The sequence below is a fragment of the Methyloceanibacter sp. genome (assembly GCF_035650995.1).
In the GTDB taxonomy this organism is placed as follows: domain Bacteria; phylum Pseudomonadota; class Alphaproteobacteria; order Rhizobiales; family Methyloligellaceae; genus Methyloceanibacter.
On record NZ_DASRGO010000117.1, the window covers coordinates 1 to 12350 of the forward strand.

At 63.2% G+C, this 12350-nt stretch carries 8 protein-coding genes; 2 read left to right on the plus strand and 6 right to left on the minus strand.

The genetic code is table 11. The features are described 5' to 3' along the window. The 6 genes from VFB18_RS08780 to VFB18_RS08805 form a co-directional block, all read right to left on the minus strand. The coding region (locus tag VFB18_RS08780) for a UvrD-helicase domain-containing protein (protein WP_324973725.1) at positions 1-1343 on the minus strand (1343 nt) is incomplete at its 3' end. 315 nt (positions 1344-1658) lie between these two features. Next, positions 1659-4670: a site-specific DNA-methyltransferase gene (locus VFB18_RS08785; RefSeq protein WP_324973728.1), complete on the minus strand. Its 3012-nt coding sequence runs from the start codon at positions 4668-4670 to the stop codon at positions 1659-1661. Continuing rightward, positions 4670-7720: a BPTD_3080 family restriction endonuclease gene (locus VFB18_RS08790; RefSeq protein WP_324973731.1), complete on the minus strand. Its 3051-nt coding sequence runs from the start codon at positions 7718-7720 to the stop codon at positions 4670-4672. Before VFB18_RS08790 ends, VFB18_RS08785 begins: the two co-directional genes overlap by 1 nt. 521 nt (positions 7721-8241) lie before the next feature. Beyond that, the gene (locus tag VFB18_RS08795; protein ID WP_324973732.1) at positions 8242-9684 is read right to left on the minus strand and encodes a hypothetical protein; all 1443 of its coding nucleotides are present in this window, start codon (positions 9682-9684) and stop codon (positions 8242-8244) included. Continuing rightward, positions 9681-10997, minus strand: coding sequence for a DUF4365 domain-containing protein (locus VFB18_RS08800; RefSeq protein WP_324973735.1), 1317 nt, complete (start codon positions 10995-10997; stop codon positions 9681-9683). Before VFB18_RS08800 ends, VFB18_RS08795 begins: the two co-directional genes overlap by 4 nt. A gap of 209 nt (positions 10998-11206) precedes the next feature. After that, positions 11207-11422: a helix-turn-helix transcriptional regulator gene (locus tag VFB18_RS08805; protein WP_324973738.1), complete on the minus strand. Its 216-nt coding sequence runs from the start codon at positions 11420-11422 to the stop codon at positions 11207-11209. Positions 11423-11529: 107 nt separating this feature from the next. On the opposite strand from VFB18_RS08805, the gene VFB18_RS08810 reads away from it, so the two are divergent. Both VFB18_RS08810 and VFB18_RS08815 read left to right on the plus strand, forming a co-directional pair. After that, positions 11530-11787 carry a DNA -binding domain-containing protein gene (locus VFB18_RS08810; protein ID WP_324973741.1) on the plus strand — a complete coding sequence of 86 codons (258 nt, stop codon included), beginning with the start codon at positions 11530-11532 and terminating at the stop codon, positions 11785-11787. A 254-nt stretch (positions 11788-12041) separates the two neighbouring features. Continuing rightward, on the plus strand, positions 12042-12350 hold a 309-nt coding region (locus VFB18_RS08815), incomplete at its 3' end, for a hypothetical protein (RefSeq protein ID WP_324973744.1).

Consider the following 12350-nt stretch of genomic DNA (forward strand, 5'->3'; position numbering starts at 1 on the left):
GTAAACGGCTTGTCGCTCTTGACTCCATAGTGGGCCGTCAATGCGTGGAATACGCTCGCCTTGGTCTCGAACCCGCGCGCGCCGAGCTCCCGCAGCACGTGCTCGAATACCGGCCACAGGCGGTCGCGCTGCCGTGCGCCCAACCGGCCCTTGCGCCCGAGGCGTGGCACCTCGGCGTAGGCTTCGGCGCTCTTCACCTGCCAGGCATCGACCACATGCGTCCACTCGGAGACAAGGAAACGCTCGGTGACGCCCTTCATATCGGCAGATTCGGCCCCTTTGAGCAGTAGGCGCCGCACGAAGTCGTCTGGCGCAGTGGGCGGCTTGCGCCCGAAGGCGAGTTGGTACAGCTCCTGGGCGATGCCTTCAAACGACGCTACGGTTATGCGCGGCACGACGTCGGAGGCATCGCCAGTCAGAATGCCCAGTCTGCGCTCGAGCGCCAGGGCGAGCGGATCGGAAAACGTGGTCAGCAGCACGCGGGCGTCGGGTGCCTGTGCCAGATGGCGCGCGCGATGGAGCGCGACGACGGTCTTGCCCGTTCCTGCCGATCCGGCTACGCGCACGGGGCCAGAGAATTGGGCCTCTACGAGAGCGCGCTGTCCGGGGTGCAGGAAGACGATCCACTTCTCCCAGGGGAAACTCAGGGCCTGCTCTAGCTCCTCGGCGTTCTCGACGACGCGGATGCGGCGCTGCGTATCCGGGTGTTGGAAGGGGTCGGCCACCGTGACAGGGGTGGGCACGGGCAGAATGCCGGTTACGATGTAGGCGAGCAGCGCCTCGCTCGCCTCGCCAGGCAGATGCTCGGCGATATCGAGAAACCTATCCTCCGTTGCTTCCAAGACATCGTCGATCCAGTCGGCCGGAACGCCGACCGACATCAGCTTTTCCGCCGAGAGGGCAACGAAAGGCCTCGCATCCTCGGCTTTCTTCGAACTGAGCGGCAGCAGCTCGGCGCCGTCGCCGAGATCGAGCGGCATCTGCCGCGCCGTCGGCCGCGCAATCTCCTCGACGCGTTCCCGCACCTCGACGATCTGCACGGCGCCGGTCTTGGGGTGCGCCTCGATGCGCCGGCGCTCGGCCCATTTGTAAGCGTCGTCGTGGTGATCGACATAGGCCAGCAAGAAGCTTTGCGCCGTCTTGTGAACGATGATGCGAATGTCTCGGTTGACGCGGACGGACCAGAAATTCGGGTCCTTGGATGCGTCGATGCGGTGCAGCTGCAGACCCGGATGGTTCGGGTTCATCTGCAGATCGAAGGCCGACGTCTTGACGGCCTTCTGCTCGTCGCGCGTGAGCCGGCCAAGTGCGCTCGTGAAGGTGTCAGCGATGCGGAATTCCACAGCCCGGATCCCTCAGAAGGACACTGACACTACTGCCTCTTGATCAGTCGTGCTTTCCACTCCCGGGCTCCTCAACTGCATCATGATATCGCCCGACTATTTCTTCCGGCTCTTCCTCGACAGTGATCTCATCACCGTCCAAGAACCTAATCGTCGTCACAACTGTCGGATCGGCCTTCCCAATCCAGAGAACATGATCAAGATTGATCATTACCGATTGCGGATGGTGCTTAGAGGAAGTGCACCGGACAAACGTTGGCATCTCTGATCCCCTGACAAAGCCTAGCAGCGGACTCCATTTCGGTTTGGATTCGCTCACACCCTGAACACCTTCATCACCTCGTCCCCGAAGTGATTGATCACCTTCACCGCAATTTTCCCCGTCTTGGGCCGCGGAAACGGGCGGGAGACTTCGCGGTGGAGGGTTGCCCAGGCCTCCTCGCTGATCTCGGCGCGCAGCGAGGTCTTCAAAGACTTGTACGCATCGTTGGCGCCGAGGAAATAGGCGTGGCGCACGAAGAAGCTCTCCTCGTTGTAGTCGGTGTCGATGAACCAGGCGGCGATGCCCTTGGTGTCGTTGGAGCGGATCTGGCCCGTATTGGGGTCGAACACATCGATGCCGTTGACCTTGACGACAATGGTCTCGTTGCCCTCATCGAGGATGTCGATGTCAGGCTCGCCGAAAACCACGAACAGGTTGCCCTTGCCCGTGTTCTTGAGCTCCCCGGCCATGTGCAGGTCGGGGTTCATCTTCGCCTTGAGGATCGGCAGCGGCCCGAGCCGCGTCAGCTCCGAGGCGTGCGCATCGAAGTTGAAGGCGCAGGCGACGAGCACGTCGAACCGGGCCTCCGTCGCCTCGCGCGCAGCGGCGACCAGCTCCACGCGCGAGAGTGTGCCGAACTCCGGGCCGATGAAGATGGCGGCGCGGCGCTGGCGCTCGCCCTTGCCGTTCTTCTCGACGAAGTGCCCTTCGGCGTTGACGTACTCGCCCGGCCAGCCGGCCAGCGACGTGAACTGGATGGTGTCGCGCTTCTCGGCCTGGTGCACGCCGGAGGTGCGCAGGTGCTCCAGCACCATGTCGGCGAAGTCGGTGGGCGGCGTCTCGAACCGCGAGCGCCGGCGCTTGCCCTCGGCGGCGCGCAGCGTGTCGGCCAGCTCCTCCTCGTCGGCCGGCACCACGCGGTGCGGCGACAGGCTCTCGACGGTGAACGGGCCGGCGACGCGGAGACGCGCGTTGTCGACGTAGGGCCGGTCGTAGAGGTATTCGACTTCCGCGTTCTTGGCGATCGAGGCGTCGATCTTCCTCTGCCGCTCGATGCGCGCCTTCCACCACCGGGCGTGGAGCTTCTTTGCCTCCTCCGGCCAGTCGCCTCCGGCCTCGCGGGGAATCTCCCATTCCTCCCACGGGCCCTTCGGACCTGCCTCAGCGGGCGAGGTGCGCGGCCCCCTGCGGCCGAGGACGCTGTTGAGCTCGGCGCGCAGCGGCTCCAGCGTCTTCTGGCAGGTCTCCCAGATGACGTCGATCTCGGCGTTGTTGGCGATGGACTTGAGCGTGATGTGCGGCGCGCGCTCGTAGACGAACCCCTGGCGGATGTCGCCCTGCGTCGGCGCGTCGGGTTGGATCTTGCCCGAAACCTCCTGCTCCTTCGCGCGGCCCTCCGGCGTGTCGGCGAGGTGGTAATAGGGAAACCGTGCGCCCATAAGCCGCGCGCGGGCGAGCGCGAGCGCGACGCGCGAGGTGTCGACGGTGATCCAACGACGGCCCCATTGTTCTGCAACTAGCGCCGTCGTCCCCGCGCCACAAGTCGGGTCGAGAACAAGGTCGCCCGGATCAGAGCACATTAGGATGCACCGCTCGACAACCTTAGCCAGTGTTTGGACGATATAAACTCGATCGGCACCAAAGCCACTGATCTGGGTGTCGGTCCATACGTTGATGAGCGGCGTAATCTCATAGTCGTCGAGATAATTGACGAATCGCAGCGTTTTGCCCTGAGCCAAAAGCCTATCAGCTCGATCAAGTCGCGTTAGACCAACCGTGTGTGTCTTCCAATGCGCATTGGAGGATGGCTTAAACTCTACATAGCGCCAAACCAGCGGTTGATCGCGCTCAGACGGACCGTCGGAAAACATTGGATAGGGCTGGAGTATCCGAGCATCCTTAGGTATCGCCCGGCGTCCGTCTTTCTCTTCTGCCAACATTGGGCGCCGAATTCCCGAACTCTCCTCTAACCATTCATAGTTTGTGGCGCCTTCTTCGCCCGGCGACTTTCTCGCGAACAACGGTCGGTATTTCAGCTTTGATCTATCTCTCGTGTACCAGAGTATGGAGTCCATGACGTTGGCAATCGCGCCTGAACTCTGGCCGCCTGTCTTCTTGAAGGCGATCTGAGAAACAAAGCAATCCGCCCCAAACACCTCATCCATCAGCGCCCGCACGCGGTGCACGTTCTCGTCCCCGATTTGCACGAAGATGCTGCCGCTCTCGTGCAGCAGGTCGCGCGCCACGGTGAGCCGGTCGCGCAGGTACGTCAGGTACGAGTGAATCCCATCCTTCCACGTGTCGCGGAACGCCTTCACCTGCTCCGGCTCTCTGCTGATATCCGTCTGCTTACCGTCCTTCACGTCGCGTGACAGCGTCGACACCTGCCAGTTCGAGTTGAACTTGATGCCGTAGGGCGGGTCGAAATAGATGCACTGCACCTGCCCACGCAGGCGCTCGCGCTCGGCGAGGCTCGCCATCACGTAGAGCGAGTCGCCCAGGATCATGCGGTTCGCCCAGTTCTGGGTGTGCTGGTAGAACTCCGTGCGCGCGTCCACCGGGATGCCGTTGAAGTCCGCGAACAGGTCCAGCGTCTCGCCGTCCTTCGCCTCGCTCTCCTTCGACCGCCGCACCAGGTCGTCGATGATGGCCTTGGGGTGGATCTTCTCCTGCACGTAGATCATCGGCGGGTTGACGACGAGGTCGGACCAGTCCTGGCTGTCCTTGCCGCGCCAGACGAGCTGCGCGTCGCCGATCTCGACCTCGCCCTTCTCCTGCAGCTGCCGCACCTGATCCTTGCTCAGCCGGATGCGCGCCCCGTTCCAGACGATCTGCGGGTCGAGATCCTTGTCGCGCGGGCGCTCCGTGCCGGCTTTCAGCGGATAGGTGCGGGCGTAGCGCACGGGGCCTATCGGCTCCATCTCCTCTTGGCGCTCGGCCAGACTCTGGTGCTCTGCCGTAGGGATGTTCGCCCGCCGCGCCCGAGCGTGCGTCAGCGCCTCGACCTTCTTCGCCCGCTGCGGCCCACTTGCCCGCTTCGGCTTCGGTGCCGAGTTCCGCGCCATCAGGCAGCCTCCTTCGTCTTCTTCTTTGCCACTGCCTCATCCACGATCTTGCCGAACGCCTTCTCGATCTCGAACACATCACGCAGCTCGGCGAAGTCCCAGCGCCCCCCGCTGCCCAGATTGTTGACGCCCGGCACCCAAAGGTTCTCCATCGTCTCTGCCTTGAGCTGCGCATCGAGTCCGCGGTAGCCCTTGGTCTCGATCACGAGATTCAGCGGCTCCTCCTCCCCGTCGTCGATCTGCACGATGAAGTCCGGCAGGTATTTCTTCGGAATGGACCCGTCCCGGTAGGGAACCTCGAACTGCAGGCCCTGGTTCTTGACGTAGGCCATAACGCGCGGGTGCGCCTCCACCACGCGGGCCAGCTCCGCCTCCCACTCGCTGTCGCACACGACGTAGTTGACGTGGCACTTCCCGGGCGACGTTGTCCACAGGAGCGGCTTGGTGGTCGTGAAGTTAACGTGGGTCGTCGATCCGCGCGGGTTATAGGGCTCGAGAATCGCCTTCATGCGCGAGACACCTGAATCGCTGCGCTGGCAGGCGAGATAGATGAGTTCGGCTGCCTTGTCGGCGATCTCCAGATACGTGACCATGGCCGGGTAGGTATTGCCCGTGCACTCGAGATACCCCTCATCGAGCCAGCGCCGCACGATGCTCTTGATCTGACCGAAGAGATGCATGGGCGGCGGCTCGCCGGGCTCGCGAAAGCGCGTGTAGAGGAGGTGCTTGGCGAGGTGGAATGAAATCTCGCTGCGCCGCATATCCTTCAACACTTCTGGCCCGATTTGCACGCCCTCTCCGACAATGCCTTCCAGCAGAACGCTCGTTGGGCCCACCAACGCGGGCGTCAAGAGCAGGCGTGAATCGTCCTTGAAGTGCGCGGTGATGCGCTCGTCAGGCAGCTCCTTGCGATAGCCGGTAACGCGGGGAAACACGATGGTGAGCTTCTCGCGCTCCTTGACCGCGTGCACGCGTGTCACCGGCTTCGGCGCCTTCGGCGGCGCCACCACCGGCTTGGCTGCGAAGTTGAAGGGGATGCCCAGGATGTCGGCGTACTCGGCATCGAACAGCGCGTCCTCGTTCAACTCGTACGATTGCCGTCGCAGCGCCCGGCCCACCACCTGCTCGCAGAGAAGCTGCGTGCCGAAAGCGCGCACACCGAGAATGTGGGTGACCGTGTTGACATCCCAGCCTTCGGTGAGCATCGACACCGACACGACGCAGCGCACCTGCTCACCGAGGCGGCCGACCTTGCCCACCGTGTTCATAACCTCGCGCAGCAGCTCGGCATCTGAGATGTTCTCCACCTCCTTCTGCGACCGGCCGCGGGCCAACATCTCGCGCTTGAATTGCTCGATCTCCGGGGCCGCCATCTCGCGGAAGTCCTTCTCCAGCGCTTCACCGGATTCCAGCTGCTCGGAGTCGATCAGGATCGTGTTCGGTCGCACCAGGCGCTGGCCGTGCTCGTCGTAGTTGCGAAAGAGCGCGAGGTGGCCGAAATGGTCCTGTACTTTCTCGCCGTCCTCGCTCACCCGCTCGAAACCGGAGATCCATTCGTAGACGAGCTTCGATGTGGACGTGTTGTTGCAGACGACGATGAATACGGGAGGCACGGGAATGCCGGCCTGCTTCCAGGCTTCGTAAGTCTTCTCGTAGTGGCCATAGAGCGCATAAAGCGCCGTCTGCAGCTCGGACGGGATCGAGAGCGGATCGAGTTTCCCCGACTTGCTCGCACCCTTCCTCGGCATTTCCTTGCCGATGTGTTTCCACAAGTCGCGGTAGATTGGCATGTCGCCGATCGGCAAATTGTCGGCGACCGGCACGCGCGGCAGCTTGACGATGCCGCATTCGATGGCATCGATCAGTGAGAAATCACTCACGGTCCACGGAAACAGCGTGCCCTCCGCATAGCCCGAGCCGCGCAGGAAGAACGGCGTGGCCGACAAGTCGTAGACCGCGCGTACACCGACCTTGCGCTTCAACGCCTCGATGCCGGAGATCCACAGCCGCGCCGCCTCGTTGTTCTTCTTCGCCTCGTCCTTCTCTTCCCCCTTGAGCTCGCCCTCCTCCTCGCTCTCGGGCTTCTCCCGGTAGCAGTGGTGCGCTTCGTCGTTGAGCACCACGACGTTCTTCAGGCCCAACAGCTCTCCGCAGGCCCGCTGCAGCATCTGCCCTTCGGTCTCGATCGTCACCACCGGCTCGCCGCGCCCCTGCAGCAAGGCCCGCCCGACCTTGGACACGTCCATGGTCTCGCGCCGCTTGAACGCGTGGTAGTTCGCGATCACGATCTTGGCCTTGTCGATGTCAGGGAGCAATTCGGCGGGCATCAACTCGCGCGTCCGATAATAGCTCTCGGTATCTTGCGGCAGCAGGACACGCAGGCGATCTCGGATGGTTATACCCGGCGTGATAATCAGAAAGCCGCGGCTGAAGAGATTGCTGGTGGGCGAACGCACGGCATTGACCGTCTGCCAGGCGATGAGCATGGCCATCACGGTCGTCTTGCCGCTCCCCGTCGCCATCTTCATCGCCAGCCGGAGCAGCTCCGGATTGGCGTCCTTGTTGGCACCTTCGATATGCGCCCACAGATGCCTGTAACGTTTCTCGCGCCGCGCGACTTCGGTCAGCCAGATGGCGGTTTCAGCCGCTTCCACCTGGCAGAAGAAGGGGCGCACGCCTTGGAAATTGTGATGGCGCCAGTGTTTAAGGAGCTGGGCGGTAGCCGGCGTCACGCCCCAGTCGGCCGGGTTCGGCAGCGTGCGCCAGGTGGCCAAGTGCTGCCGGATCTCGTTGATAATGGGCGTCGGATTGTATTCCTGCTCGACGCTGGAAAGGCCTTCCGGGTCTGAGAGCACAAGCCTTCCCTGCCCGATGCCGGCGTTCCTCTCCTGCCTGCGCGGCCTCGGTACCGGCGTGATGAATTTGGAGGCACGCCGCCCTTCCACCGGCGGCTTCTCCAGCGGCTGCCCATCGTCGTCCAGCGCGTGATGGCGCGTCGGTACAGAGTATGGCGAGTTCAGGATTGGCTGTTCAAAGAACGGGCTGGCCATGGTCCCCTCGGAGCTTCCCGGCACTATAGCGGGCTCTTTCGCGGAGCCCTCCACCGCTCCGCCCGCCCAACACTATTCTCGAATCAATTTCAGCATATCAATCTACTCTCCCGCACAATGTCTTAGGCACACTTACGTACGCGATCTTACCCCAGTCCACGCTGAACAGCACTCTCCGCCGTGGGGCGGCCGCCGCCTTGCGTAGCGTTCAGTACTGCGCTCACCTTGCTCGCGCAATTTTCGAGCCCGCTTGGCAATGCCCCGAAGCTCGTGATGTTCACGTCCCGCGCTGGAAACCTGGCGGTGGTCTCCAGCTTCCCGCCGAGCGCGTCTACATAGCGTCGGAGGTCGCTCACGTACGTGTCCGAGCGCTTCTCCAGCCGCCGGCTCGTTCACCTTCAACGATATCCGCCGCCGCCGAAGTTCCTTGGCATCGACCGAAACCGCCGCCGGTGGTCCACAAATGCCAGGGCGGCCATGACAATCAGGCTGACACGGCGGAGCAACTGGCCGCTCAGGGCCTACATATATTGCGGATATTCAGTCGCCTCCTTCTGGCCGATCGGCACGTGCTTGAGCACCTTGCCGACCTGGCGCGCGGCGCGGATCGGGATCGGCAGCGCGCCGTCAAACTGCGTCGAGTTCCAGCTCATCTTCGTCAGCGCGAGAATGTCCCGGGCCACGTCGGCGACCGGCGTGTCCTTCGAGTGCGGCCGAATGAAAAGCGGCCGGGGAACGCGAAGCCCCGGATAGGTCCGGTAATACGGCACGCTGCCACGTGTGAAGAGCAGAGCGTCACGCCCGAAACCGATCAACTGCCCACGCAGCGGCGGGTAGTCCCCTTCCCGGAACATGGTGACGGGCGCGGACTCGGAGATCCATACGAGGTCTCGGTATGCAACGTTAGACTCGCTCAGGGCCTGTTCGACACCCTCCGCCTCCTTGGGCTGAAACCGGGAGGTCTTCATAATGACGACGCGGGCCGGCGCATGGTGATGCTGCCCCTGATAGGCTTTGATCGATCGACGGACTAGGTCGTAGGCGTCGGTGCGGTCGAGATAGGGGTGCAGGTCGCCCTTGTCCGTGCAGGCGCGACCACCGCGCAGGATGAGGCCGCGGCCGCGCTCGTCGAACATCTGAGCCGTGCTGGTTAGAAGACGTTGACCGCTGCGATCGCGATAAAAACCGATGCCGATATAACTGGTCTTGAGCTGGTCTTCCGGCCGAGGCAGTCGCCACGGCGCGCGGCCGGCCTTGTAGAACAGGGCGTTGAGGAAATTCCACGCGCGTGTAGCCGGGTCCTGCACGCGGCGCTGCGTGTTGCGGAGCTTCCTCGGGATGCGCGCATGGTCGTCCCACAGGGTCGGCCACGCGAGCTGCGTCGGCTTCTGCAAATGCAGAGCCTTGGCTTTCAGAAGGTCGCGGAAGTCGATCGGGGTGTCGTCGCGGTCCGGGGCATCGTCCTCGCCGTCGACCACGACGTCGTTGACGATACGCATGATGAGATCGAACGGCAGGGCTGTGACGATGACGTCAGGCTTGTCCGAAGCTTCAAGCATCGCGGTCGCCTCATCGGAGAACAGCGTGGCCGCGGCGGTCACCGCGTCGGCGTGCTTTGCGGCACCGACGATCTGGCCGATGTCGCGCACAGGCAGCACGCGGCGCGCTGTAGGCGAGACCTCGAAGGGACAGCGGAAGGGGTTGTTGTTGCCGAGGCCGGGGAAGGGCGGGAACAGGTTCGGCTGCTTCTCCGACGATCCGGGAATCGCGGACTTGAGCCGGTCGATCCATCGCTCGAAGCCCTCGACCGTCTCCGCGGTGCCGATCACGCCGATTGAGATCTTGTCACCCGGGAACGGCTGCAGCGGACCATGGCGGACGAGGCCGAGGCGTGGATCGATGTGCCTGCCGCCGTGGCCGAATTCGAGCTCGGGCTCGTCGAGGAGCATGTGATTGAGGATCATAGCGCGAGCCTCCCCTGATCCCCGTCCGCGAACGGCACAACCTCGGTCGACCGCCAAACGTCGTCGGGAACGCCGCGCGGAAGGGCGAGCGGCTCGACTGCCTTGAACTGCAGGATGTGGTCGCGCTCCGGTTCGAGATCGAACAACGAGACCGTCGCGCCCTTCTGGCCAAGGCCGGTGAGCAGGTGGTGCCACATCACGAACTGGCCAAGAAGCGCCGAATTGAACTCGCGCTGCTTCTTGCCCGCGAGCCGCCCGCTGGCAAAACGGTCGGGGCGGAAGCCGTCCCAGGTGAAGACGAAAGTGGGCGACACCGAGAGGAACCATGTGTCGCCGACGCGCCAGAAGCGCGGCTCGAAGGCGTGATGGCGCACATATTTGAGCCGGCCGTCCTTCTCGTACTTTTTCACGACGTCGGCGGAGGTCGCGATCTTGAGCGACTGGTAGCCGTACTTCTTCTCAATCGTCTTCACCGTCGCCGGGAAATAGAACGCCTTCTGGTCGCGGTGGAAGGCGAGGAGCCCGTCGAGCTGCGCGGCGAGCGTGCGCCGCAGGAGATCGATGACGGCATGCTCGTCGGCTTCGTCGTCAGGGAGGGCGACATCCGCCGCGGACACGGTCTCGATGGAGCCGCCGTCGACGATCCGGTCGAGGACGGTGCCGCGCGGATCGCGGAACGAGGTGAAGTGTCCTGCCCTGATGGTCCAGTCGTCCGGGGGCCGCTCCTCCTTCTCAAGCAGGGCAAAGAGGGCATCGCGCCCAGTCTTGTACGGCGAGGCGCCGACATAGATCTCCTTGGGGAGCACGACCTCGAGCAGGTTCATGTGTCCGCGCTCGCCGCCCTTGTACGTGGGGAACCAAACGCCGAACCCGCTCTTGGCCACGCACAGTGCGGCCAGGGCATCACGCGCCGTCTCGTCGAAACGATTTGCGCTCCTCTTGATGTGGAGACGTCGCTGACCTGGCCCCTGGCCGTCGTCCACGCTTTTCCAGAACGCCTCGCGGCGCCCCAGATGGACCAGGACAACGATGACCGGCAGGTTGCCCTCGTGCCAGTAGGCGACGTCCTCGGCGTCCATCAGATACTGGAACGTCTCGCCGTCGTCGGCGGTGTAGCTGCCATCGTCCGTGGTCTTGACCTGGACCGCGATCAGCCGCCCGGACGGCGCGCCGGTCTCGGGATCGCGCAGCTCGAGAAGACCGTCATAGCCAGCCTCGGGCGGGCCGTAGGGGCTGTAGAGGAAGCCCATGGCATTGGCGCGCTCCTTGACGAACGCCTCGCCCTGGCTTCCCGCGATTTGCTGTCGTGTCACTGTTTTGGTCATAGCCCAGGGCCCTCATGATCACCTGCAATGTACGCGCTTTGTTCTGATTCGGCGATGTGCGGGCGAGGGGCTTGTGCACACCGCGGCTAGCCGCCGAAATTCCGGCTCGAGCACTGATGTGTGACGGGGGATCTAGAAGAAGAGCGGAAGGGCGCGGGGGGTGATAAGCGCGCCTGCGTTGAACAGCTTCCACACCATTACTTCTTGTCGGGTTGCAGCAGCTCCAGGTAGTGCACACCCAGGGCCTGCGCGAGCTCGTAAACCGATACGACCGTCGGATTCCTGCGACCTCGTTCGAGATCGCTGATGTATTGTTGGCTGAAGCCAGACCGCTCGGCGAGTTGCTCCTGCGTCAGGCCCTTGGCAAGCCTGATCTTCCTCGTGTTCCTGCCGACAAGCCTCCGCATATCCATGCGAGACGGCTTGGCCGAACACGCACGTGCGGTTTATCAACTATAGTGTGTAATGACCCGCTGCCGGGGCCGACTCCGTCTGCTAAGTCCCTCTCCGGAGAACGCGAATGTCAGACCGCTCACCCGCGCCAGTCACTGTTCCGGCAAACGGCGACACGCTTACCCCGTACGATCGGAGCCACTTCGTTACCTATCTGAAGTTGCTCGACGCCGCTGCCATGGGCGCTGACTGGAAGGAGACGGCACGCACCGTCCTCTCCCTTGATCCCCACATCGATCCGGACGCTGCGCGACGCTCGTACGATGCCCATCTGGCACGCGCACGCTGGATGACGCAGACCGGATACCGACAGCTCTTGAAGTGATCTGAACCACGACCATGCACTGCCTCGCCTCTCACTTGCACAAGAAAGCGGCACGCCGACTGTCACGTGACAGTCACAAAGCAACGCTCACGGATCATTGATCGTTTCTCTTCAGCTCTTCTTCGCGAAGCGTGAACCATCTCGCCCCAATATCCCGCGCGCAGTTGCAGTCGCGTTCTCATATTGGGGGAGCACATATGAAACACCGACGCTTCAGCAATTCGCCTCTCTTGAGTCCCTCCGTAAGCGTTCTGGTGGTCGTCTCGTCTGAAAGGCGCGAACTGGTCGCAATCGATCCCAGCACCTGCGCCGTCTACGAGCGAACCATTGCCGCCATGTTGACCGCCGCCCGCATCGCCGAGGTCCCAGCTCTTATTCTTTCTCGCGACACGCTGGAGCAAGAATCTTCTTCACTGGCCACGGAACCCGGCTCGCCGTTCCAATATTGCTTCGTCCTCGAGGAGAACGCTTCTCCCTGGTCGCACAAGCCCTTCGTCGAAACGCTCACCGCACAAGATCGGTCGATGCTTGTCCTGGCGGGCTTCTGGCTCGAGCACGAAGTC

Bases quoted from the DNA above. Each gene is read 5' to 3' on its own strand.
- VFB18_RS08805 (WP_324973738.1), bottom strand. From the start codon at position 11,422: ATGGATATGCGGAGGCTTGTCGGCAGGAACACGAGGAAGATCAGGCTT.
- VFB18_RS08795 (WP_324973732.1), bottom strand. From the start codon at position 9,684: ATGATCCTCAATCACATGCTCCTCGACGAGCCCGAGCTCGAATTCGGC.
- VFB18_RS08790 (WP_324973731.1), bottom strand. From the start codon at position 7,720: ATGGCCAGCCCGTTCTTTGAACAGCCAATCCTGAACTCGCCATACTCT.
- VFB18_RS08810 (WP_324973741.1), top strand. From the start codon at position 11,530: ATGTCAGACCGCTCACCCGCGCCAGTCACTGTTCCGGCAAACGGCGAC.
- VFB18_RS08785 (WP_324973728.1), bottom strand. From the start codon at position 4,670: ATGGCGCGGAACTCGGCACCGAAGCCGAAGCGGGCAAGTGGGCCGCAG.